The sequence below is a fragment of the Variovorax sp. dw_308 genome (assembly GCF_019207085.1).
Classification (GTDB): Bacteria; Pseudomonadota; Gammaproteobacteria; order Burkholderiales; family Burkholderiaceae_C; genus Variovorax.
Genome location: NZ_JAATOM010000019.1, coordinates 42,689 through 66,544 on the forward strand (window position 1 = coordinate 42,689; position 23,856 = coordinate 66,544).

General features: G+C 57.9%; 16 protein-coding genes. All 16 read left to right on the forward strand.

Going from position 1 to position 23,856, the window contains the following annotated elements:
- The 16 genes from HCU76_RS27260 to HCU76_RS27335 all read left to right on the forward strand — a co-directional run bounded on the left by HCU76_RS27260 (position 1) and on the right by HCU76_RS27335 (position 23,784).
- A complete protein-coding gene (locus HCU76_RS27260) occupies positions 1 to 1,155 on the forward strand; it encodes a DEAD/DEAH box helicase (RefSeq protein ID WP_218511098.1) in 1,155 nt (384 codons plus the stop codon).
- Positions 1,152 to 1,931, forward strand: a complete 780-nt coding sequence (locus HCU76_RS27265) for a hypothetical protein (protein ID WP_213956737.1) — start codon at positions 1,152 to 1,154, stop codon at positions 1,929 to 1,931. The genes HCU76_RS27260 and HCU76_RS27265 overlap by 4 nt, the downstream gene beginning before the upstream one ends.
- Positions 1,932 to 2,228: 297 nt before the next feature.
- A complete protein-coding gene (locus HCU76_RS27270) occupies positions 2,229 to 3,641 on the forward strand; it encodes a sigma-54 dependent transcriptional regulator (protein WP_345944709.1) in 1,413 nt (470 codons plus the stop codon).
- A gap of 140 nt (positions 3,642 to 3,781) precedes the next feature.
- Positions 3,782 to 4,135: a DUF4258 domain-containing protein gene (locus tag HCU76_RS27275; protein ID WP_256354494.1), complete on the forward strand. Its 354-nt coding sequence runs from the start codon at positions 3,782 to 3,784 to the stop codon at positions 4,133 to 4,135.
- Between the two features lie 18 nt (positions 4,136 to 4,153).
- Positions 4,154 to 4,957 (forward strand): VWA domain-containing protein, encoded by an 804-nt coding sequence (locus tag HCU76_RS27280; RefSeq protein ID WP_256354495.1) that lies wholly within the window; start codon positions 4,154 to 4,156, stop codon positions 4,955 to 4,957.
- The gene (locus tag HCU76_RS27285; protein ID WP_213956740.1) at positions 4,957 to 5,679 is read left to right on the forward strand and encodes a PP2C family serine/threonine-protein phosphatase; all 723 of its coding nucleotides are present in this window, start codon (positions 4,957 to 4,959) and stop codon (positions 5,677 to 5,679) included. Before HCU76_RS27280 ends, HCU76_RS27285 begins: the two co-directional genes overlap by 1 nt.
- Entirely contained in the window at positions 5,676 to 7,103 is a 1,428-nt protein-coding gene (locus tag HCU76_RS27290; RefSeq protein ID WP_213956741.1) for a serine/threonine-protein kinase, read from the forward strand. The genes HCU76_RS27285 and HCU76_RS27290 overlap by 4 nt, the downstream gene beginning before the upstream one ends.
- Before the next feature lie 6 nt (positions 7,104 to 7,109).
- Positions 7,110 to 10,427, forward strand: a complete 3,318-nt coding sequence (locus tag HCU76_RS27295) for a DEAD/DEAH box helicase (RefSeq protein WP_213956742.1) — start codon at positions 7,110 to 7,112, stop codon at positions 10,425 to 10,427.
- Positions 10,417 to 11,871 carry a hypothetical protein gene (locus tag HCU76_RS27300; RefSeq protein ID WP_213956743.1) on the forward strand — a complete coding sequence of 485 codons (1,455 nt, stop codon included), beginning with the start codon at positions 10,417 to 10,419 and terminating at the stop codon, positions 11,869 to 11,871. Before HCU76_RS27295 ends, HCU76_RS27300 begins: the two co-directional genes overlap by 11 nt.
- 180 nt (positions 11,872 to 12,051) lie before the next feature.
- A complete protein-coding gene (locus HCU76_RS27305; protein ID WP_256354496.1) occupies positions 12,052 to 14,286 on the forward strand; it encodes an AAA family ATPase in 2,235 nt (744 codons plus the stop codon).
- Positions 14,283 to 16,136, forward strand: coding sequence for a hypothetical protein (locus tag HCU76_RS27310; RefSeq protein WP_213956744.1), 1,854 nt, complete (start codon positions 14,283 to 14,285; stop codon positions 16,134 to 16,136). Before HCU76_RS27305 ends, HCU76_RS27310 begins: the two co-directional genes overlap by 4 nt.
- 348 nt (positions 16,137 to 16,484) lie before the next feature.
- Positions 16,485 to 18,578, forward strand: coding sequence for a DEAD/DEAH box helicase family protein (locus tag HCU76_RS27315; protein ID WP_213956745.1), 2,094 nt, complete (start codon positions 16,485 to 16,487; stop codon positions 18,576 to 18,578).
- Positions 18,575 to 18,778, forward strand: coding sequence for a hypothetical protein (locus tag HCU76_RS27320; RefSeq protein WP_213956746.1), 204 nt, complete (start codon positions 18,575 to 18,577; stop codon positions 18,776 to 18,778). The genes HCU76_RS27315 and HCU76_RS27320 overlap by 4 nt, the downstream gene beginning before the upstream one ends.
- Positions 18,775 to 20,760 (forward strand): AAA family ATPase, encoded by a 1,986-nt coding sequence (locus tag HCU76_RS27325; RefSeq protein ID WP_213956747.1) that lies wholly within the window; start codon positions 18,775 to 18,777, stop codon positions 20,758 to 20,760. The genes HCU76_RS27320 and HCU76_RS27325 overlap by 4 nt, the downstream gene beginning before the upstream one ends.
- Positions 20,757 to 21,149 (forward strand): hypothetical protein, encoded by a 393-nt coding sequence (locus HCU76_RS27330; RefSeq protein ID WP_213956748.1) that lies wholly within the window; start codon positions 20,757 to 20,759, stop codon positions 21,147 to 21,149. The genes HCU76_RS27325 and HCU76_RS27330 overlap by 4 nt, the downstream gene beginning before the upstream one ends.
- 235 nt (positions 21,150 to 21,384) lie before the next feature.
- Positions 21,385 to 23,784, forward strand: coding sequence for a DNA-directed RNA polymerase subunit alpha C-terminal domain-containing protein (locus tag HCU76_RS27335; RefSeq protein ID WP_213956749.1), 2,400 nt, complete (start codon positions 21,385 to 21,387; stop codon positions 23,782 to 23,784).
- The last annotated feature ends 72 nt before the right edge of the window (positions 23,785 to 23,856 follow it).

Genomic DNA, 23,856 nt, shown 5'->3' on the forward strand with positions numbered 1-23,856 from the left:
TTGCCCAAGCTGGCGCCTCGCGGATGGCAAGTGGAAGCGCTCGCCGAATGGGAGCGCGCTGAACATCGCGGGATAGTAAGCGTCGTAACCGGCGGCGGAAAGACGGTGTTCGCGCTTTCTTGCATCGATCGAATTAAGCCTGAAGCCACGCTCATCGTTGTTCCCACGGCGGCGCTGCTTGAGCAGTGGTGGGAAGAAGCTGCGAGCTATTTTGACCTGAATCTCGACGAAATTAACATTGTCAACGGCAGTTTGCGCTTCCGCGTCGGCACGATCAATATCGCTGTGCTCAACACGGCCGCCAAGCTCGTGGGCCGGATGAAGGGCCAAAAGTGCTTCTTGGTCGTTGACGAGTGCCACAAGGCTGCCTCCGAGCACTTCCGCGCCGCGCTACAAGTGAACAGCATCGCTTCGCTCGGTCTTTCAGCAACCCCAGAGCGGCCTTATGATGAAGGATTAAAAGATGTCCTAATTCCTGCTCTTGGCCCTGTCATTTTCAGCTATGACTACGCGGCTGCGCTCCGAGACGGCGTCATAGTCCCGTTCCAGCTGCGCAATATCATTTTTGAACTTGAAGATGACCGGCAGGCTGAGTACGACAAACTGAGCAAAGCGATCGCACGATCAATTGGACATCACGGTGCTGAAGCACAGCAAACAGTTGCCCTCTACCTCAAGCGCGCCCGTGTGCTGAACCTGAGCCTCAATCGAATTCGCATAACTTTACGGCTTGTTGCAGCGAATCGTGGAAGGAAGACGTTGGTCTTCCATGAAGACATCGAAGCGTGCGACCTTATTCAAAGTGTCCTTTCGGAAAATGGCGTGCGCTGCGGCGTCTACCACTCAAAGATGAGGCTCCGAGATCGTGCGGCGATGCTAAGCCGATATCGCCGCGGGGAGATAGATCTGCTGGTTACGTGCCGTGCCCTAGATGAGGGTTTCAACGTACCCGAAACAGAGATAGGCATTATCGCGGCCAGCACAGCGACGCGGCGGCAGCGAATTCAACGCCTCGGGCGAGTCGTGCGTCCCGCGAAGGAGAAAGAGGGCGCGGTGATTTATACGTTGGTCGCCAGCGGACCGGAGATTCAGCGTCTGCAGGATGAAGAAGAGACCATGGATGGCGTAGCCGAAGTTAGCTGGAGCAAGGCGTGAAGAGACTTTTCATCGGCGAGTGTCAGGAAGACAACATTTTCGAACTTGTAGACCCGACTTCCTTCCTGGAGATCGATTTCGAGGCACAAGTTATTAAGGCGCTAACCTGTTTACTGCCTGGCTACATGTGCGGCGTCTTTGCCGGCACGTTCATCCTCGAAGGAACGCGGCGCAGCGCTGATCTGGCTCTCATTCACAAGAGCTTTTCGCACTGGTTTGTGATCGAAGTCGAATTGGCCGGCCACTCGTTTGAAGGCCATGTGCTCCCTCAGGTGCGGTGCTTTCGCTATGGCGCGCCGGAAGACAGTTGTATTACCAGCCTCATGCGCGGCTTCGAGGGTGTTGATGCTAAGCGCGCCGAAAGCATTCTTCGCCACATTCCGCGCTATGTCGCTGTGGTCGCAAATTTGCCAAATTTAGAATGGGCGAAGCTCTTGAACACTCTAGACGTGCAGCTTTTAACGGTTTCAATTTACCGCGACCATAAAGGTCGATCGGCGCACGAAGTTGAAGGCCGCCTCAATGTGCCGAAGGTCAGTCTCGGTTTTGCCCGGTTCTCGGCGATCGAAAACTGCTTGCGCATTCCCAGGAACTGTGGCTTGCCAGTAGGCAACATTCAGATAATTGACCAGTTTGACGTGGCCGGTTCGTGGACGGTACACGAAGCATCGGGCGTCCTGTGGGTGTCAAAAGATCGAGGTCCAACTCTCCTCGTTCATGAAAGCTACGTGCAGATCCTTCGCGCATCTGATGGTCGGATTTGGATAAGCCCATGAGGAATAGCCCAATAGGTGATCGATTGCCTGGCGCGCAGCGAAATCTGCTGCGAACGGGTTGTATGCCCTGTAAATGACATCCCTGCGGTCCAGCATCATTGGAAGGGATCTGCTCGCGCTACTACCTATAAGAATAGTTACGTTTCGAGTTTGATTGGTTATCATAACCAAATGACAAGGCAAAGCTGGTTGGTTTCTTGGATTGGCCGAACGGACCATGAAGCAGCGGAGAAGGGGGCGGAGACCGACCTCGGTCCCATTGCCACAGCACTCTCGAGTCCGAAACGTTACGACCGCGTGTACTTGCTGACCAACTATCCGTTCAAACGGAGTCGTGACTTTTGCGCGTGGCTGCAGGAAAAATGCGACTACCCCGACGGAAAGGTCGACCTGTATGGCATCGATCTGCGAAGCCCCATCGACTACGCCTCGATCTATGCCGAGGTTTCGAGGAATTTGAAAGAGGCTCGACTGCCCAGGGACGAAGTGGATCTCACGTTTCATCTCAGCCCTGGCACGCCAGCGATGGCGGCCATCTGGATCATCCTGGCGAAGACCCGATTTCCGGCGACCCTGATTCAAACTTCCCGCGAGAAGGGGCTCGAGCCGGTAGACTTTTTCTTCGACCTCGCAAGCGACTTCTTGCCGGAGTTCCTCAAACGCGCCGGCGACCGCATCGACAGGCTCGCGGCGGGCCCAGTCGACGTCAGTACACGCTTCGCCAAGATCCTTCATGCCAGCGAAGGCATGCGTAGCCAAGTAGCCCTAGCGCAGCGGATCGCCGTTCACGAAGTTCCCGTTCTTATCCTGGGCGAGACTGGAACGGGCAAAGAGCTATTTGCGGAAGCTATCCATGCGACGAGTGCCAGGAATGGGAAGCCCTTCTTGGCGGTCAACTGCGGGGCCATTCCCCCCGAACTGGCGAACTCGGAACTCTTTGGGCATAAGCGGGGCGCCTTCACGGGGGCCACTTCGAATCGCAAGGGCCACTTCCAGGAAGCGGACGGCGGAACGCTCTTCTTGGACGAAATAGGTGACCTTCCTCTCGAAACTCAAGTGCGACTGCTCCGCGCCTTGCAGGCGAGGGAAGTGACACCGGTGGGAGAGTCGTCGCCAGTTAAGGTGAATGCACGTGTGATTGCGGCAACTCACCGCGACTTACTCGCCGACGTAGCCAGTGGCCGGTTCCGGGAGGATCTGTTTCATCGCCTCGCAGTTGGGATCTTGCGATTGCCGCCTTTGCGCGAGCGAGGGGCAGACATCACGCTTCTGTTGGATTCTTTTCTCAGGCAAATCAATGCGGACGCGAAAGGGCGCCCTGAGGCTCAGGAAAAGTCTCTTGCCCCAGACGCGAAAGCGCTGCTGTTAGCGCACAGCTGGCCGGGAAACGTTCGAGAGCTGTATCACACGCTCCTCAGAGCGTCGATTTGGTCGCTCGGCCCGGAAATCGGAACAGCGGACGTGACTGCAGCCATCCTGCGACCTCCCCGAACAGACGCGAGCTTGTTGGATCGCCCTTTGACGCCTGGCTTCCAACTGCAAGAAGTGCTTGACGACGTGTCAAGGGCGTACCTGAGCCGCGCGCTGAAGCAAGCCGAAGGGCGCAAGTCTGCCGCGGCAAGGCTCTTGGGCTTTTCGAACTATCAGACGCTAGATAACCGGTTGGCCAAGTTGCAGATGACTGCAGGCGTCGACATTGCGAGGACGTAAGAAATGGTATTGAAAAAGTAAATATTATTACGCTCTCATGAGTCAGAGAAATCGTAACCCATTGATTTGAAAGGAAATTAGAGTGGTCCCGAGCTGGAACGATCCTCGCATACGGGATGGCACACAGATTGGAGACCATCTTGAACCACGCGAGCACGCCGACGAATCCCTCTGCAGTAGCAGTACCGCTGCCTACTTTGACCAAGCACGCAAGCACCCGCATGCAGCAACGCGGGATCGGCTTGGACGACATAGATGCTGCCCTCACTTATGGAAGGACGATCCACGCCAAAGGCGTCACGTTCTTCGTGATCGGGCGCAAGGAGGTCCAAAAGTTTTCAGCCCAGGGTATTGATCTCGCGGCAGCCGCCGGTATTCAAGTGCTGGTCTCCCATGATGGCGCCGTCGTGACCACCTATCGCAGCCACGATCTTCACGCGATCAAGTCGCCGCCCCGCGCTCAGCGCCACTGCCATTCAATTAGCCATCACTAAGCAAACAAGGAGCATGAAATGGGCTGGGCCAGCATGAACGAAGACAACGAGAGCCGATTTTTCAACGCAACCATCATCCGCAATGCGGTAGACAAGAACATGAACACACCCCAGATCGCCCCGGACAAGAAACCCGGTGTCGCAACAAAGCTCAAGGCGTTCGCCGCTCCGCAAGCGCGCCCCTTGCCCGTGATCATCCTCGCCGATGTCAGCGGCAGCATGGCGGAAAACGGAAAAATAGAGGCGCTCAACGTTGCTGTGAGGCAGATGGTGACGAGCTTTGCCAATGAGTCGCGGCTGCGTGCGGAGATTCAGGTTGGCCTCATCACCTTTGGTGGGGGGGAGGCTGAACTTCACCTCCCCCTCGTCAGCGCCCACGCGGTCAAAGAAGTTATCTCTTTCTCGGCCGCTGGTGCTACGCCAATGGGCGCGGCGTTTGAACTCGCCAAGCAACTCCTGGAAGACAAGGATCGTATTCCGTCCCGCGCATACCGGCCCGTGCTGGTTCTCGTCTCGGACGGCGCGCCCACCGACAAGTGGGAGGCGCCCTTGGCAGCACTCAAATCGAGCGAGCGCGGGCAAAAAGCGTCGCGCATCGCAATGGCGATCGGCGCTGACGCTGACAGGGATCTTCTGGCGCAGTTTGCCAACGATGCGGAAGCGCCGGTATTCGAAGCCCATGAAGCGCAGGATATCCGACGCTTCTTCCGGGCAGTCACGATGAGTGTTGTGGCGCGCTCGTCGAGCCCCACACCTGACAGACCCCTCACTTTCGACATGAGCGAAATTCCCGGCGACGACCTCGACCTGGATGCGATCTGATGCTGCGCGCAGTCGGCGCAAGTGTCACAGGGCCTGGCCATTTGGAAGTCAATGAGGGTTGCCAAGATGCCCACTTGGTCAAAGGCTGGAGGGGCGGGTGGATCGCCGCTGTGGCAGACGGATTGGGATCCCGCACTCACAGCGCCCAAGGAGCGCAAGTCGCTGTTCGGTCGGCCCAAGCAGTCGTTCGAGAGTGGGAGAGTACTTCCGCGTGGCGAACTCTGCCCGCGCGGGACGTGGCGACGGAAATCTACCGGCGGTGGTTGCAAAAGGTTCCCTGGAGCGACAAATCGGTGGCGGCAACTACCCTCCTGCTCGCTATTTGCGATGTGGACGGTTACACCCGCGTTTGGCAGATCGGGGACGGTCTGATCGCTAGTCTTGTCAACGGGCAAATCAAGATTCTCACCCCGGAGCGAGGCGGCTTTGGAAATGAAACGCGGGCCTTAGGTGTCGACACGGCTTGGTCAGCTTGGCATTCGGCCGACCTTGTTCTCGGCAACGCCGACGACACGCTCTTGCTCATGACGGACGGGATCTCTGACGACATCCCACAAGACTTGATTGAGGGCTTTGTCTGCGCCGTCCGGGGAGAGTTCAAGAAGCGGTCCCGCCGGGGCGCTCGCAAATGGCTACAGCGCGAACTCACCAACTGGGCAACGCCAGGGCACTCCGACGACAAGACGCTGGCCGCCATCTTTGTGGACAGGAGGAATTCATGACAACAACATCCGAACAGCCCAACAGCCAGCCGGTGCGAAAGCCGCGGGTCTTCGACGACAAGGGCGGCATGTACGAGTTGGGAAAGCGCATAGCAGAAGGCGGCCAAGGCATCGTGTGCCCGACACAGGACCCACGATTTTTGGTCAAGGTAAGCAGACACTCCGCGGGAGATCCCAGAACGGAAGCATGGTCGCGGCAGATTGCCGCCGTCCAGCGCATGCCGATCGACGAAAACGACTTGCCCATCGCGATGCCCGTAGCCCTAGTCACCAAGCCGCGACCGGGTTATGTGATGGAGTTGATGGATGGACTTATCCCGCTGGAGGAAATCCTCAGGCAGGCGCACGAGCACTTGCTCATCGAGGACAGCTTGGCCGGATTCCTCGCGACCGGCGGCCTCGAGCGTCGCCTGCGTCTACTGGCGCGCTTGGCGCGGATCCTTGCCCGCCTACACGGGCTAGGGATTGCACATGGCGACCTATCGCCCAAGAACGTCTTCATATCGCGCTCGGTCGAACACGATCAGGTTTGGTTGATCGACTGCGACAACCTCACTTATGCGGTCAAAACCAGCACTTTGCAGATCTACACGCCGGACTTCGGCGCCCCCGAGATATTTCGCGGCCAACTCGGCATCAGCACCTACACAGACATCTGGAGCTTCGCGATCATCGCGTTCCAGACACTTACTCTGTTGCACCCTTTTAAAAGTGGTTCCTTGGTCGATGCGGACAGCGACCTCGAGGCGGCGGCCTTCCGAGGCGAAGTCCCTTGGGTCGACCATGATTCCGACGATCGCAATCGCGCAACCGCAGGAATTCCACGAGAGTTTGTCTGCACCTCTCAATTGAGCACTTTATTCCAACGCTGCTTTCAGGACGGTCTGAGCGAACCCGAAGCTCGCCCCTCCCTGGCGGAATGGGCGGAAGTGCTGGAAGCTGCGGCTGCCCTGCAGATTCAGTGCTCGGAAGCAGGTGGGGGCTGCGGAAGCACTTTCCTGTGGTCGGACACGATGGAGTGCCCGTTCTGTGGCCAGGCAAAGCTTGGAGCGAAATCGGCAGTCCTCATGGACCACATGATCTTCGCTCACCGCTCCGTCCTCGGTGACGATGCGAAGCCGGCAGACCAGTGGACAAGAACCGGGTGCGCTCAAGTCGTGGGCGCCATGCCTGTGCCGCTGCGACAGTCGCCGCCAGGCACCGCTAGCTATCCCGACAGCAAGCAACTCGCCTCTATCTGGATCCAAGATGGTGCTCTGACTATCAAAGTCGAGAGAGGAGCCGACGTGACGCTGCAAACCTCTGGCGTCAAGCAACTCGAGACCCTGAGAGGTCGTGTTCAGCTGCCCGCTAGTGGCCTTCGTCTGGCGCTGCATCTCGGGCGGCTCGACGCCCCACATAACGTGTGGCGCCTGACGTGGTGAGCCCAAATGCAGCTACATGAGTCTCCCCTACTGCAGCCTGAGGTGCTGCTCGCTCGGCCTGCGGAAAAATCGTTTGACCCTCAGGCCTGGATCATAAACAACGAGGTTAGCCTGCGGGCTGAGCAAGACGCCATCCTCATGCGGCAAGGCGACCGCGTGGCGCGGCTCGTGACAGGGCCGCAGTCTGGGAGCATGGAGCATCAGGCTGCCAATTCTGACGTCCTCTGGCTTCTGGTTCGTGCCAAGCCGAACCAGGTCGGGCTCAAGTGCATGGTGCCAGTGAGAGCGACACCGTTGAATCGCCTGGACTTGCGCGTCGACCAACGCGTGGCCGACGACCTGCATGGGAAGGGTCGCATTGCGCTTCCAGGCATTCCTGATGCGATTGCATGGCTGAACGAGGAATTCGTGCTGGCTGATGGCCTGCGAGACTCGCGACGCGTCTTCGCCGTGATCCACTCCAGAGGCGACGACCGTAAGTTGCAACTGCACGGCCGGCGGTACCAAGCGGACCTCACGCGTTCCGCCGAAGGACCAATTGTCGTGGATCGGATAGCTGACAGACCGCGAAAGTCGCTGGCGCCCATCGCCGTGCTGGCAGGGCAGATCGGCTTCGCAGACGCGTCGAACCTAGTTTCCGGCATACCGCATCTCGACCGCACGCTGCTTGACAGCGCAGTCACCAGCTACGGCGCTTACCTGGATCTCTGGCGGCTTTATAGCGAGAAGGAGTGGCAGCGTGACGTGGCACGTGCCGCTGCCATTAGCGCTGTACGCTATGCATCCTTCCAGCCAATAAGTGAAGAGGGTGGAGGCTGGAATTTGGCGATCGAACAGAAGTCCCTCGCAGCACTCAAAGAGGCCTGGCGCGAACACTCGACAGAAGATGACCAGGTCGAAATCGACGAATCCGCGCCCGAGTGGACGTCGGATCACTACACCGACTTGAGTGCGATCGACAAGCGCAAACGCGTGCGCGCGCGGCCGCAATTCACTCCCGGTGGCCTCCTTCTCAAAACCGATGACCGGCTCACACCGCCCTCAACGGGCTTCGTCTACCTCTCGCTGACCGGCAATCGGACACAACAAGAGCGGCGGGACAATGCCCGCCGTGCGATCGAATCTGGCTTGGGCGTTCCGACTCTGAACCGTTTGCTACAGGACATGCCGTTGCCCCGGCAAAGACAGTCGATGCTCGTAGGGCTCTCTTCCTATGCGAAGCAGAGCTTCAAAGCGGGAAAGGCCACGGTCAAGCAGGAACTTGCGATCAAGGTTGCCTTGAATACTCCGGACGTGGCGCTGATCATCGGGCCGCCAGGCACAGGTAAAACGCAGGTCATAGCCGCCCTCGAGAGACGGCTCGCCGAACTCAACGAAGGCCATGCGATTGCGCAGCAGGTGCTGATCTCGAGCTTCCAGCACGATGCAGTCGAAAACGCCTTGGGACGAACGGACGTGTATGGACTGCCTGCGGTGAAAATTGGTGCCCGACGGCAAGAGGCAGCTGACCCGGTGGACACATGGCGCCACAGGCAGCACGCGAAAGTGGCGGCGGAGATCGCTCGCCTGGAAGCAGAGGAACCCAGTGCAACGCTGCTAGAGGAACTCACTCGCTTGCTCAACGAACTACTCATTGCCGGGGCCTCCGCAGATAGCCGCACACAGAAGTTCGACCTGCTGCAGGAGTTGCTAAATCAACTCGCAAGTGTGGCCCGTATCCGGCCCTCACTCGACTGGCAGAGCCAGTGGGATGCCTATCGTGAAAGCATGGTATCCCTTGCTCGCACTTCTGGATCCTTGTCGAGTGTCCGGCGACAACAATTGACGCGTGCGGTCCGCTCCTTGCGCGTGTTGCCCGAGTCTTTCGACGACGATGGAACGCAGCGCGCACTTCTAGTCTTGCGCATGGCGCAGGGCTCGGAGTGGTGCACGGAGCCGCACGTCGACGTCCTCAACAGAATGTCAGACGAATCGGCGCCATCGTTGGCGCAGTTGGAAGAACTGAAAGAAGTGCGGGACGCACTTCTTGACCTTCTTCGCGCTGATCGCCGCCCAGCCAAGGTTCGAAAGACGTTGGACGAAAACGCCAGGAGGTTGCTCGGAGCGCTTCAAGGCGAACTCGCGGCCAAAGTGGCGAAATCGCGCACCGGTGCGTTTGGAGTGGTGCGGCAGTTCGCCGATGCGCTCGTCTCGCAGCCAGCGTGGGTGCGACGCGCTGTGGAGAACTACAGCAGCATTGTAGGAGCCACCTGCCAGCAGTCGGCGAGCCGCATGATGACGCAACTCAAGAACGTCTCCTCCGATGCAGTGCAACAGATCCAGTTTCAGAGCGTGATCGTTGACGAGGCCGCTCGCGCGAATCCCCTGGACTTGTTTATCCCCATGGCCATGGCTCGACGGCGGATCGTTCTCGTCGGCGACCATCGGCAGTTGCCGCACATCCTGGACCCAGTCATCGAGGAAGAGATCCGCGGCGAGCGCGGCGAGCAGATTCAAGCCGACACTTACCAGCACAGCTTGTTCGAACGACTGTGGCGGCAGTTCAAAGTGCGTGAAGCCCTCGATGGGATCCCCCGGGTCGTGATGCTGGACATGCAGTTCCGGATGCACCCGACGCTGGGCGATTTCATCAGCAAGCATTTCTACGAGGCTGCTGGTCTTGACAAGGTGTACTCAGGTAAGTTGGAGGCCGACTTTCCTGAAACAGTGCCTCTTTACGGTCGCGTCGTGTGCCAATGGGTAGACATTCCTACCAAAGCCGGAGGCGACGAAAGACTTGCGAGCGGCAGTCGCGTCCGACCCGCCGAGGCGATACGCGTCGCGCACGAGGTCCAGCGCCTGTTGGAGCAGCTTTCGCCTAGCCAGAGCATCGGTGTGATCACGTTCTACGCGGCACAGAGAGACCAAATCTTTCAAGAACTTGCCAAACTCGGGCTCGCTGAGCGAGGTCAAGCGGGATGGCATATCAAGGAAGAAATTGCGTCGAACTCGGAATGCCCTGAGCGCCTTCGCGTCGGCACAGTTGACGCTTTTCAGGGCAAGGAATTCGACGTTGTGTTCTTGTCTGTCGTCAGAAGCAGCGGCCAGAAGCTCGAAGTCCGCTCCGACTACGACATCCCGGATGCGTTCGAACGCCTTGCCAGCCGCAAGTACGGCCATCTGCGCAGCGCGAACCGATTAAACGTAGCAATGAGCCGTCAACGGCGCTTGCTCATCGCTGTTGGTGATAGAAGCATGTTCACAGGACCTTCGGCGAGAGAGGCTGTACCGGAGATGTGCGCTTTCCTTGATCTATGCGAGAAGGAGGCCGCCCGTGTCCAGTGAGCGATACCTGCGTTGGGAGCACAAACTGCCAAAGGCCAAGCAGGCGTCGCTGCTATGGCCCGTGGAGGTGTGGACCATTCTCGCCCCTGACGCAAACCGTAGCCTCAATGTCTTCCAGGAGGGCATTCTCGGCCTGCTGAGGGCAGGAATCCGAGATCGTCAACAGATGGCGAAACTACTGTGCTTGGACGAGAACCTGATCGCCTTCATCATTGCGCAGGAAATCATGCCGAACGGGTGGGTCGACGCGCAATTCAAGATTACGCCGGCGGGCGAGGATCTCCTTTCCAGTGGCATTGACGGCCAAGGCGCGCTGACGCTGCAGTACGCCTATAGAGATGGCGTCTTTGGGCACTGGCTCCCGCGCGTCAGCCGTGACCTACCAGACATTAATCCCCTCGAAATGGGCGCGAAAAAGTTCCCAGCGTTCCGCAATAGCCGCGAAGGAGGCGGAGAAATTCGGCCCTTCCTGCTGCCGCGAAGGCATAAGGTGAGCCTGCCTCACAAAGCCGACGTCCTGAAGGCGTGGCGCAAGGGTCTTCGCGACGTGATCCACGCAGATGGTGACGATGAAGGCGTGCCCGAAATTCTGAGCGACGACATCGAAATTGTCGGAGGCGAGCCCGCGTTGGCGTACGTGTGGTGCGAGATCATCCACAAACCGGGCGACCTGCAACCTTGGCTAGTGACGGATCCTTGGCGGATAACTTCGGTGGCGAGATGGCTGCGCGAGCCGTTGCAAGCGGGTCTGGCCTCCATTCCGGGGCTGGCTGGGCGCATCGAAAGTGTGTTGCCGGACAAAGGTTCTGCCGTGTTGACCGCGGAAGACCTCAGAGGACTGATCGAGCGAAAGGTGGAATTTCATCTCACGCAATGGCCTGCGCTAAACATGCCCCACCTGTCACTGTTAAGGGAGCACCTGGCGAGGGTGCTGCGACAAAAGGAGAGGACAGAAGCGACGGGTGCTTCCTCCCAGGAAGAGTTGGGAAGTTTGATACAGGAATGCGGGTCTTTGCTTGAAGCAGTAGCGCAGTGGATGCTGGAGCGCTGGCCAGTGGGAAATATTGTCTGGCCGCGCGACGGCTTGAACCGGAAGGCCGCAGAAGACATGCTAAGCATGGTGCCCATCCGCGCGACGTTGCCGAGTGAGTGCAGAAGGTTGTTGGCTGGGCAGAATTTTCGCGACGTTCGTCTCGCAGCGCAGCATCGCGATCGGGCATTCAAGGCCCTCCTGTTCGCGTCTTTGTTGGCAACGCATAACCACGACGACCATCCACTTCGTGAACTCGACGAGACCCAATTGGAGTGGGTTCGTTTGTTCACGTTGATCGACATGCGAAACAAGGGGAGCCACGCGAGCGGGAGGCGTTTGCAGCGAGGGCACGTCCTTTCAGAGGCGGACTTCGCGATCGCGTGGTTCATGAATTTCTCGAATTACTTTTGAAGAGGTCCAAGAAAGATGGGCAAAAGCAAGGCCAAGAACTATCAACAGGGACGACCATCAATCCCTCAACCGGCAGCAACTGCGCCTGCATCATCTGCGCTTGTTATGAAGCTCCTTGCGTCAGGGTCGCAAATTGCACCACTTATCGCAGAGCCCGCACCGGAGTGGTCCGAAGACACCATGACGGAGTTTCTTGACAAACTGCCGGACGGCGATCGAAGCCGGTTCCAGTCTTTCATAGATGTCTTCGATTCCCTTGGTACGAGAGCCAAAGAGGCCCATGATGAATTCAAGAGTAAGGAGGCCTCCCTTGCGGGCGAGCGCGCATCGCTCGTGGCGGACCGTGAGATGCTAAGGCTTGAAAAAGCCTCGTTTGAGGAGGCGCAATCCCGATTCGAAACGGAATCTCTGAGCTTGGGGAGAGATCGCGAGGAGTTGTTGAAGCTGCGGCTCGACCTTGTCTCGGCGAAACAAGAACTTGCGGTGCGGGAGGCCGAGATCCGAGGCGGTCTGGTGCTGGAACGGGAGGGGTCGCTCGCGATCCTTCAAGAGCAAATCGCCGTTTTCGAAAGGCAGCGCGACCGACTTCCGGGGGAGCTTGCGGCGCGGCGGCAGGAACTCATGGATGAGGCTCGCAAGGAGTCTGCGCGCTTGGTCGCGCTCGCACAGCAGCATAGCGCGTCACTTCAGCAGAGGGAAACAGAACTTGCGCTGCAGGAAGTCGCCATCCAACGCCGGCAGGAAAAAGTTCGTGTTGAGGAGGATGTTGTCAAAACACGGCAAAGAAACGTTCAGGAAGATGCACGACTGCAAGCTCAGGCCCTCTTGGACGAGAAAAGCGCGATCCTCGCCAAACATTTGCGGGAGATTGAGAGGCTGCGCAAGGTGGTAGATGAGCAGCAAGTCGAACTTGATGGCGTGGACGCAATTCGACAAGTCTTTGGCGATGACCCCCAGCGCCTGCTCGACGAGAGTGAATCGCTGCGCGCGCAGAACAAACAACTTGATCGCAAGGTACAGGAACTGCTATCGAATCAGTCTCAAGACGACGCGAAGGAACTCAGAACGCAACGCGACGCATTGCAACAGAGCCTGGATGCAGCGCGGGGTGAAGTCTTCGGCCTTCGTCAGCAAGAGCACCAGTGGCAGCGCAGTGTTACCGAACGAGAAAACGCCGAAACAATGCGCGTCGTCCTCGAAAAGCACAAGGCGCTGCTGGGCAGCGCGGTACAGGAACTCCGGACGCAGGTGGATGAACTTATCGACCAAGGTAAAGAGGGTACCGTCTTCCCCGAGCTAACGCGAATGGACAAGGATCTCACGCTCCGCGTTCCCACTGAGGCGGCGCCGATACTTTCCGCGTTGGTTGGCGATTTGCAGGCCCGCATCGCCTACGCGGAGCGCGGCAAGCAACTCCACTTCTCAAGGGAAGTACTGCAGCTCTTTATGGGTGGCTTGGCGATGAGCCGCTTGCACGTTTTTCAGGGCATCAGCGGGACCGGAAAGACAAGCTTGGCAACGGCTTTTTGCGCCGCCATTGGAGCTACCTGCAAGGTGGTTCCGGTGCAAGCCGGATGGCGGGATCGCGCCGACTTGATCGGCCACTACAACGCATTCGAGAAGCGCTACTACGAGAAGGACACGCTGCAGGCCCTGTATCGCGCTCAGACCGAGGCGGAACGAGACAAGCTGCATGTTGTTCTGCTGGACGAGATGAACCTCTCCCGTCCTGAGCAGTATTTCGCAGAATTCCTGTCCGCAATGGAGGTCTCCGAAGACAAACGGTTCATCACCCTCATGGAGTCTCGGCCCGCCAGTGGTGCGCCTGTGCTGTTGAAAGATGGGCGCCTGATCCGCCTACCGTCGAATGTCTGGTTCATCGGAACGGCCAATCACGACGAAACCACGAACGCCTTCGCAGACAAGACCCATGACCGCGCATTCGTCCTAGATCTCCCGAAGCACGGTCCCGTTACCCAGAAGATCGACCGGCCAACAAATGGTGTGACGTGGTCATTCGAGAACCTCATGGATCAATTCGACCAGGCACGCAAGATGCACGAAGCTCACGTGAAGAAGCTGCTTGGGTTCATCGACGCCAGCCGCCTGACAAGGGTCCTGAATGACGACTTCGGCCTGGGTTGGGGCAATCGTCTGGAGCAGCAGATGATCCGCTTCATGCCAGTAGTGCTCGAATGCGGTGGAACCGAGGCGCTGGCGCTCGACCACATGCTCGCCTCACGGATGTTCCGAGAAGGCAAGGTCACAGGACGGCACGACAAGCGCGCGGACGATCTCCTTCGGGTTCACGATGCACTGGAGGTCCTGTGGAAGGAGGGCAAGCTCGGAGGCATCCCTAGTTCATGCTTCGAAGCGATTGAAAGGGACATCCAGAGGTTGGAGCGCGGTGGATGAAGGTGTGGGATCGTTATTCCGGAGCAGAGGCAGACCTCCCCGACATTGTGGTGCCTGGCCGGTTCCAGGTTCTGGCGCCGTGCACTCTGAACGGCCACGCCTTGATGAACAAGGGCGACATCCTCTGGGGCGACGGTAACGTCAAGTGCGCGTTGACTGGAGACAGGGCAGACAGAACCTTTGCGCCGGCGGCGAACTGGCCCGCTGGCGTCTCCCCGAACGCGCTGGTCGACGAAGCCGTGGGTGCCGTGACGGACCAGCTCGAGACCGGCGAACTGCCCTCTCCCATCATGCCGTCACAGCTCGAAAAGCATTTTGATCTGCTCGACTTCGAACGGCTGTTGGCGGATCTCCTGGACGCGGGCCACCTCCAATCCATTTCACAACGGCCAAGGCTGGACATGCGCTACGACGTCGAGGTGCTGCCAGTCTCCCGGGCAAGGCGGCCAGCGCCCGACGCGCTGACGGCGCTCGCTTCCAACTCGCAGGATTGGAGTCGCAGGCGGATCACGGGGATTGTTCCCGCGCGGCTCAAAGCTCTTGTGAGCGAGGACGAGCATGCCATCTATGAGAACGTCGTCTTTGCGCGACTGGTCGATCGTGTCCTGACTCTGCTTCGGGCGCGGATCCATGACGCATTGCAACTATTGGAGAAGCACCAGGAAGCGAAGCTGCTTTCGGACGCGCAGCAACTCGATCGCAGGCTGCGACAGGACCTCTGCACTCTCTGGGGCCAGTCCTTTGTCGACAACCCTGAGGCCGGCACAAGGGCTCACGAAACCTATGAAGCTTTGATAAAGCTGCATCGGAAGGTCAAGCAGCTGCAGCATAAGGGGCTTTACACGCAGATACCCCGAAAGTCGAACCTCCCCATTGCGCTCAGAAACACGAACATACTGCAGCACGACCCGCACTATCGGCACCTTCGGCCGATCTGGCTACTTGCTCACGCCGGAGCGGACCGGGAGGTCAAGACGCCCCACCAGAAGTTCGAAGCGGCGAAGGCAGTCGGCGAACGATACGTCACCTACGTCGAGTTACTCGTTCGAAGGGCTCTGTTCGCCAGCGAATTGGTCAAATGGGACGATGTGGGCCGGAAGGCAACTTTTGGCCCTTGGGAACTGCGGCTTGCGGGCCAGATGGGTGGCTGCCACTTGGAACTGTTCGACGGAGAAACTTCAGTCGATCAATTGACGATTGTTGCAGGCTGGCAGGGCCGCTTAAACTGGGCAGACCAGCGCGACAACTACTACGTCTTCTTCTGCCATGACTCGGAAGCGACCGCCGACGGCTCCGGAGACGCCAGCGTTCTCCATCCGCTACAGTTTTACTCCGTGGAGAGGGTCCGACTGGCTATCGAAAAGTGGCTGCTCAAGCAGGTCTTGAGCAGATATCCGTTCCGTGTCACGCCACTCCCGGCCGATCTCCAGACAGCGATCTTTGCCGCAGCGGGCGACAGGGCGCAGAAGGCCGGCCACGGTATTCGATTCTGCGAACTTCTGAAGCCTGACGTTCAATTCGAGGTCGAAGCGGCCGTAAGAGGGAGTACTGCCAACGAACTCACAAAAAAGAAACTGCTCGAGTCGCTGAAGTTGGCGCATGTGCTCGGGACATGCCGTGCTTGTGGACATAGCATCAGCCCTTCGGCCTTTCACGGATCAGATCATGGATTTTGGGCGAACTGCGGTGAATGCGGCGCGCACTGGACCCTGAGAATTCCGCATGGTACCGGCGCGAAGGCCGAGTATCTAACGGGGAAGGTCTCGCGGCCTTTTGCAGAGGTCGGTTGCCGGGAGCTAACCGTCAGTTGGTCGACGCCCCTCGCGTCGAGCAACCATGGGAAAAAGTAAAGGGGACAAGTCCATGGGTAACCCATACGTCAGTTGCCTGGCACGATCAGGCCTGGAACGAGGCCTCTGCACTGCGCCACCCTTTCCACCGAGCGCCCTACTCATGCGAACGGTCCTTGTGGTCTATCGACACAGGTTGTGCCTCGATACAATCTAACACTCAGTTACATACCGAAGAGAAGGCTCTCCAACGCTTACGAGGACTAGGACGCGGTCGACCAACCTAAGCTAGACAGCGCAAGAAAATCCGCCAGCTGTCGCTATCATGGCCGAGGCCGAAAAGAGGGTTTAAAGGGTGAGCCGTCCCAGAAGCTGCTATCGCTCCGAATCTGAAGCACTCCCAGACTTATGCTGAGCAGTTCTGTTGGCCGCGGGGCCCACTCCGACTTCCCGGATCTAGCGCTTGACGGCCACTATCGAACTGGCGAGCGAGATCCTGTAACTGGCTTCTACAAGCCTTGCCTCGACGTCGCTGTGACGTACGACCGGGCTGTGGGATATTTCCGCTCCAGCATCTTCGCCATCATCGGCCAGCCCTTCTTGGATTTCGCTCGCCGAGGCGGCAAGGCCCGGTTCATTTGTTCTCCCTCCATCACTGACGAGGATGCCGAAGCGATCGCGTCGGGCTACATTCAGCGCGACAAGATGGTGGAGCGAGCGGTCTCGCGGGACATAGATACTCTGCTTTCGGATCCTGCTGCGGCACATCGTGCAAGGCTCTTAGCCACCTTCATCAAGTTTGGGGCCCTCGACATAAGAATTGCCATTCGCAGCGGAGGAAATGGCATTTATCACGAGAAGATTGGCGTCTTCAAGGACGACTTCGGACACCAGGTCAGCTTCTTAGGGTCGGCAAACGAGACATGGAGCGCTTGGCACGCCGCGGGCAACCACGAGTCCATCGAAGTTTTTAGGAGTTGGCTGCCTGCAGATGAAGTCCGAGTCCAATCGCACCAGAAGATTTTTGACCTATTGTGGAAGGGCGAAACGCCGGGTGTGGACACGATTGAATTTCCCGAGGCCCAACGGCGAAAGCTTTTGACTGTTGCCGCTCCCGGACTGGACGACCCGGAAATCGCCTCGCACGATGCGACCGGCTCAAGGCGCCGTAGGCTCCTGCCACATCAAGCCACCGCAATATGCGCGTGGGAGAAGGCGGGCCGGCGCGGAGTCTTCGAGCACGCCACCGGCAGCGGGAAGACTTTCACCGCCATCGAGGCGATGAAGAAGCATTTGGGCACAGGAGAGCCGGTGATCGTATTGGTGCCGAGCCAATTGCTGCACGAGCAATGGAAAAAGGAAATCCTAGAGGAAATACCGGACGTTTCCGTGCTGATGGTAGGCGGCGGGCACGTCAAGTGGAAGGAGCGCGGCCGCCTGCGGTCGCACACAAGTCACGGGCTTGGCATGAACCGAGTGGTTATCGCCACCATGCAGTCGGCGTCGACCGACGCGTTCATCAACGGCCTTGCCCAAGGAGCTCATCTCCTGATCGTAGCCGACGAGATTCACCAGATCGGCAGCCCCAAGAACTCACTCGCACTTGCAATTCAATCTGGCGCGAGCTTGGGCCTCTCGGCGACGCCCATTCGCTACGGCGACCCCGAGGGCACCCAGAGAATCCTCGACCGCTTCGGACCGGTCATTCCTCCGCCGATTACTCTGCAGGATGCGATCGCGGCAGGGCGCTTGGTCAATTACGAGTATTTTCCCCATGCGGTCCACCTGAACGAAGACGAGTCCGAGCTTTGGAAAAAACTCACGAAGCAGATCAGTTTTGAACTGAGCAAAGCCAAAAAGGCGAATGGTAGCGGGGGGCTGACGGACAAGGCCAAGATGTTGTTGATACAGCGATCGCGGATCGCAAAAAAGGCCAGAGTGAAGACCGGTTTGGCCGCAGGAGTGATCAAGAAGGAATTCCAGGAAGGACAGAGTTGGCTGGTGTATTGCGAGGACTCGGGGCAGCTCGATGAAATGCTCTCCAAGCTTCGGGACGAAGGTCTCCGACCGCTCGAATACCACTCGAACATGTCTGGAGAAAAAGCGGAATCCCTCGCTTGGTTCAAGAAGTTCGGTGGCGTGCTGGTTTCGATAAAGTGCTTGGATGAAGGGGTGGACATCCCGGCAGTGAGCCACGCGTTCATCTTGGCATCGAGCCAAAACCCCAGGCAGTTCATCCAGCGCCGTGGGCGAGTGCTGCGTAAATCAGTCGGCAAGGATTTGGCGGTTATCCACGACGCGATCGTGGTGCCTGTGGACCCTCAAAGTGAGAGCGAACAGATCTCGCTCCTGAAGGCGGAAATGGTACGCGCGCTGGAGTTTGCTGACTCGGCGCTGAACAAAGGGGCCGGCGCCGAACTGCGCCGTATTGCCCTCGATATGGGGATCGACCCCTCACCCGAAGGCCAAGCTGCCATTGAAGAGGATCAGGACGAAGAATGACAGACGACAACGATATGGCTCTTGCGGCCTTGCTCAAAGCGGCGGCGGAGGTTGATCCATCGCTCTCCACAGAGTTGCTTCACAAATCCATGGCGATCCAACGCAGGCACCAGTTCGACCGCGATGACATCCGCGAGCTTTCTATGCAGGAGCTGAAATCCCTATTGGATGTCATGGTCGACAAGGACGACGCGAAATGATCCTGCAAACACTTTCGACCACGAACTTCATGCCCTACCGAGGGAAGATGTCCCTCTCTTTCCCAACCGATAAGGACCGCAATGTGATGCTGGTCTTTGGCGACAATATGCGCGGCAAGACGAGCCTGCTCAACGCGCTACGCTGGGTTTTCTATGGCAAGGCCGTGGGGCGACACTCCCGCGAAATTGGCCTCTTCGACTTGATAAATTCTGAAGCGACCATGGAGGGCGACTGGTCGATGGAAGTGGTAGTCACGTTTGAAGATGACGGGCATCGCTACGAGATGAGGCGCACGGCGACGAAGCGTGCCTTAGTGTCGAAGCCAGCACGCTCCGAGGATTTGCTCATGGAGCGTGCGATGCGGAAGGACGACATTCCGCTTGGGGACCACCTGATTGACGCCGAGATTAATCGATTCGCGCCAGAGCAAACCTCGCGCTTCTTCCTCTTCGATGGCGAGTTGCTGGACGAGTACGAGCAACTGTTGATCGACGGCAGCGAGCAAAGCAAGTTGATCAAAGAGGCAATCGAACAGGTCTTGGGTGTCCCCACTTTGATACGTGGGCGCGACGATGCCCAAACTATCTTGAAGGCAGCTCAAAAGCAGCAGACCGCGGATCTTCAAAAGATGGGTGGATTCGAATCTCAAGCCGAGAAGCAGCGGCACTACCAAACGCAGATTGAGTCAATCGAAAAGGACATCAAGAGCCAGCAGGATCGCTTAAAGAAGGTCAATGCAGATAGAGAAGAACTTGACGACGATCTGGCAAAAGTTGAGGCCTTTTATCAAGCAAAGCAAAAGCTCGACGACGTCATTGCGACCCGCGACAAAGCCACGACACGTCAAGACGAGTTGCAGCAGCAAAGGCTTGGGCTTGTGAGGGACGCATGGAAAGAAGTGCTTCGACCACTTCTAACGCTTAAGCGGGAGCACATACAGGACGCGCTTTCAGCGGTCACCTCCCAAATGTTTGCCCGCGCCAAGGTGGAGACCAGGATTGCCCAGATGCAAGGCGCGGTCAAATCTGCGACTTGTCACGCTTGCGGGCAGGCCCTGCATGAGAAAGAGCGCGTCGCGGCAGGCGAAGAGCTGGGTCAGCTTCAGGCCGATCTGCTGGGATTCAACGTGGACACAGATCTCATTTCTAAGCTCTCAAGCGACATGCAGTCCTTAGACAAGCTATTGAACCCCACTGAGGCGAGACAAATTGCGTTCATCGATCGCGAGGTCAACCGTTTGAGTGTTGAGTTGACAAGGTTGGACAACGAGGTTGAACAACTCAATGAGGTGATCAAGGATCAAGATACAGCCGAGATCGCCCGAAAGCGATTCCTTCGCGATGGCCTTATCAAGGAATCCTCCCGTATCACCGGAGAGATCAATGCTAGTCAAGAAAAGCTCACTGCATTCCAGCGCGAGTTGGCAATGATCTCCAAAATCTTGGAAAGCCTGCCTAAGGCCCGTGCTGCCAAAAGCTCTCGCTTGGTCAAGCTTGCTTCGGCGTTGGAGAAGGTTTATTCGCGAAGCATTGACCAACTGCGCGACGACCTCAAGGCATCGGTGGAGATGCTGGCCAGCCGAGCGTTCCGCAAACTGACCACCCAAAGCCAATATTCAGGCCTGCGCATCAACGGCAACTACGGCCTGACAATCTTGGACGAGCGTGCTCAGGAGGTGCCAATCCGAAGCGCGGGCGCAGAACAGATCGTTGCGCTTTCGCTTATCGATGGGTTGGCGCACGCTGGGCGCGCTGCAGGCCCTGTTGTCATGGATACGCCGTTTGGGCGATTGGACAAGAAGCATCGCGCGAACATCTTGGCCTACTTGCCCACCACAACCGCCCAACTGGTTTTGTTTGTGCATGAGGGCGAAGTTGACAAGGCTACCGACCTGGCCCAGCTGAAATCAAAAGTCGGCTGCGTATATGAAATCAAAGAAGTCAGCCTGAGGCACTCGCGCATCGAAAGGATCAATCAATGATCGACGTAATTGCTGCAACTGCATCAGAGCGTACGCAAGTGCGCCTGAGCAACAAGGGACACACGATTCTCACCCAATTAAAAGAGGACGGGTACTTAGCAGAGATGACCGACGGGTACCGACTCGGCATTGCCTTGGCTCTTTCGATGGGTGCCACGCCGGGAGAACTTTCAACGGAAAACCGGAATTTCATTGCCGTCTCTACGCTGGATCCGACCGGCGAGATCGCTGCAGCCATCCGCATGCTGGTGAATCTCGAAGGACAAGGTGTGTATGCCTACTCCGAACGCCTAGCCGATTGGGGGATCAAGGAGCTGCAGGAGCGCTTCAAGGGGGGCTTCCTCGATGTCGCGTCCCTCATGAGCGTTGCCGCGGAGAAATCTTCTTAGACCGATGAGACCGATTCGCGCGTTTTTGTTTGCCCAAGGCGAGAGCGGCCTGTGGAGCTGCCAAGTCTTCCGAGAGTTCGAGCCGCTCTTCGATGCCATAATTGCCGCAAATAGGGGAAGTCAGTACCCCGTCGGAGTACACGTAGGATTCGAGCGGCCCGACACAGAAGCCGTCGCGGAATTACTCTCCAGTCAAGCGGGGCTCGTATACCTATCGAGCGGAGCGATTGGGACGATGCCACTCCCAATCCGCGCAGGTCGCGCGCCGATCGGATCAACGGGCGCAATCTCGTTCCACCCCGCCATTGATGGTTTCGGGTATCAAGTTGAGCAAACTGTAGAGCCGCCACAGGCCCTCCTACAGTCAGAGACGAAAATGCCCTCGGCTGAGAGCGCCGCGCCGAGGGGATGGGTGGGCAGGCTTGCCAGCGTCAGTCCTGCTTTGACCGAAAAGCTCGATGCCGCTGGAATATTGGACGAGGATTCATACCTCCTACACGAAAGATCCCTTGACCGGGAGACTCGCCACGTCTTGGGCCTGCGTCGGTACGAAATATTAGAAGATCGGTTGCCCGACCCTGCCTCGTTCATCGACCACCTTAAATCCGCCCCTCCCTGGCTTTTGAATGCGCCTATCGCACTGCTGAATCTTTCGGTTCGTTCCAGTAATGTCTGCGCAGCCCATGAGATCAAAACCATGGGCGATTTCGCGAAGTATGGCCTGAATGGTCTCTTCAAGCTCCCGAATCTAGGTCAAAAATCGGTCCACGAGATCGGTCGGGAGATGGTGCAGCAGTTTACGACGGGGCATCCATTGAAGGCCGTCATACCAAAGTCCGAGTGGGTCGTACCTGAGCAACTTGGGGACAGCCCACCGAAATACAGTGCCTGTGATGACAACACGGACACCGATGACGAAGTTCCTACTTGTCATGATGACTCGTATACCTCACCAAGCATCACGAGTGGCCTTATAGACACTGCCGATGGGCTCAAACAAAGCGAAAGAGGTATTTGGGCTGGCCGCTTGGGCTTCCGTTGCGAGCCGATGACGCTCCAGCAGATTGCCGATCAGATCGGCCTTACTCGAGAACGAGTCCGTCAGATCGAAATCAAAATCTACAAGAAAGTTGGTACACATCCTTACTGGGACGAACTCTCCCGAAAAGTACAGGAGCATTTGAGCGAAAGAAGCTCGCCGCTTTTCCTTAATGGAGTATCTGCGATTGACCCTTGGTTCGAGGGTGCAGGCGAACTCGAGCATGCCCTGCGCGAGGTCTGTGACCGCATTCCCCGTTTGGGCTTCTACGTCTTGAGCTGGAACGACAGTCCCGTAATTTCGCGCATGAGTCAGGCGCGGTGGCTCGAAGCAATCCAGGAGGCCAAAGGCATGATGTTGGCTCTCGCGGAACAGAATCTGAGTGAACGCGACGCGCTCTCACAGGTCGCAAGTGTCCTCATTGGCAATGGGGAGGATATGCGAGAGGCCCTGCGAGAGGAAGTTTCCAGACTCTGCATATGGTCTGCCCTGCCCGATGGGTCGCGAATCCTTGCTGGCTTCGGCAAGTCGGCAGCGGCTTTGGTTTCAGGCGTCCTGCAGGCATCCGATACTCCTCTTCACATCGATGAGATCCAGCGGCGTGTCCGCACTCACTCGACCTACGAGGGCACTAACCTCCGCAACATCAGCAGGGCTGCATCCGAAGTGGGTATGCTTTTCGGACGCGGCACCTATGGCCTTTCAAAGCACTGTCCCCTGAACCCTTCTCAGATGCAGGCCGTCCGTGCGGAGGTCGAAGACATCATCTCTGGGGGATCGTCTTCAAAGCAATGGCACAGCAGTGAGTTGTACGACGAACTCCTCAATCGCGGCTTTTCATACGAGGGAAAGCTCACCAAATACATCATTAACATGGCATTGTCCAGTTCGCCTTCGCTCGTCTACCTGCGCCGCATGGTTTGGGGGGTGCGCGGCGAGTGGAGCGAGAACGCCGATGCTCGACTAGATGTGAGGCAGGCCATCGTTTCACTACTTGAAGACGAGGGCAAGCCCATGAGTACGGAGAAAATCCGCTCGAAGCTGATTGAAGGCCGGGGCCTCAACATCCATTTTCAAATCTGGGCTTCGAGCCCTCTGGTCCGTCTAGGCCCTGGCCTTTGGGGATTGGAAGGCAGGGATGTGGACATGCAGCAAGCCGGCGATATGTCATTCCAACTACTTAAGGAGCTTGCCGCTCGGCAAGTTGGCATGCATGCCTCCGAAGTAGCTGCGTACTTGGGCTTAGATAGCGAAGACAGGTTACCAGTGCTTGTCTCGGTGGCCAGTAAGGATGGACTGCGCATGGACAAGGGACAATATTGCTATCTGCAGCCATGGGGAGAATCGCGTCGCGTCTCCGTCGGGGAGGCCGCTACCGCGACGCTGAAGGCTCATCCTGAAGGCTTGTCCAGAGCCGAATTGCTTGAGTTTGTCGAGCGTGAAACTAAGCGCAAGGTTGACCGCCAGCAATTTAGTGCTGTGTTGCAGAACATCGATGCGATTTTTGACTCCGAGTCCTCTTTGTGGAAGTTCGCCGGACGTGGAGACGAGGACGAAGGCGCAGAGGGCCCAGCCGAGGCTCCCGTCACGGCTTGACCATTGGTCGACAGGGCGAGAGAACTAGAACGAAGGATAACTTTGGCCACCACGCGAAACAATATTTTGGGC

Excerpts from the sequence above, each read along its gene's own strand:
- HCU76_RS27280 (WP_256354495.1), top strand. The coding sequence starts at position 4,154 with ATGGGCTGGGCCAGCATGAACGAAGACAACGAGAGCCGATTTTTCAAC.
- HCU76_RS27285 (WP_213956740.1), top strand. The coding sequence starts at position 4,957 with ATGCTGCGCGCAGTCGGCGCAAGTGTCACAGGGCCTGGCCATTTGGAA.
- HCU76_RS27290 (WP_213956741.1), top strand. The coding sequence starts at position 5,676 with ATGACAACAACATCCGAACAGCCCAACAGCCAGCCGGTGCGAAAGCCG.
- HCU76_RS27295 (WP_213956742.1), top strand. The coding sequence starts at position 7,110 with ATGCAGCTACATGAGTCTCCCCTACTGCAGCCTGAGGTGCTGCTCGCT.
- HCU76_RS27305 (WP_256354496.1), top strand. The coding sequence starts at position 12,052 with ATGACGGAGTTTCTTGACAAACTGCCGGACGGCGATCGAAGCCGGTTC.
- HCU76_RS27310 (WP_213956744.1), top strand. The coding sequence starts at position 14,283 with ATGAAGGTGTGGGATCGTTATTCCGGAGCAGAGGCAGACCTCCCCGAC.
- HCU76_RS27315 (WP_213956745.1), top strand. The coding sequence starts at position 16,485 with ATGCTGAGCAGTTCTGTTGGCCGCGGGGCCCACTCCGACTTCCCGGAT.
- HCU76_RS27320 (WP_213956746.1), top strand. The coding sequence starts at position 18,575 with ATGACAGACGACAACGATATGGCTCTTGCGGCCTTGCTCAAAGCGGCG.
- HCU76_RS27325 (WP_213956747.1), top strand. The coding sequence starts at position 18,775 with ATGATCCTGCAAACACTTTCGACCACGAACTTCATGCCCTACCGAGGG.
- HCU76_RS27330 (WP_213956748.1), top strand. The coding sequence starts at position 20,757 with ATGATCGACGTAATTGCTGCAACTGCATCAGAGCGTACGCAAGTGCGC.
- HCU76_RS27335 (WP_213956749.1), top strand. The coding sequence starts at position 21,385 with ATGCCACTCCCAATCCGCGCAGGTCGCGCGCCGATCGGATCAACGGGC.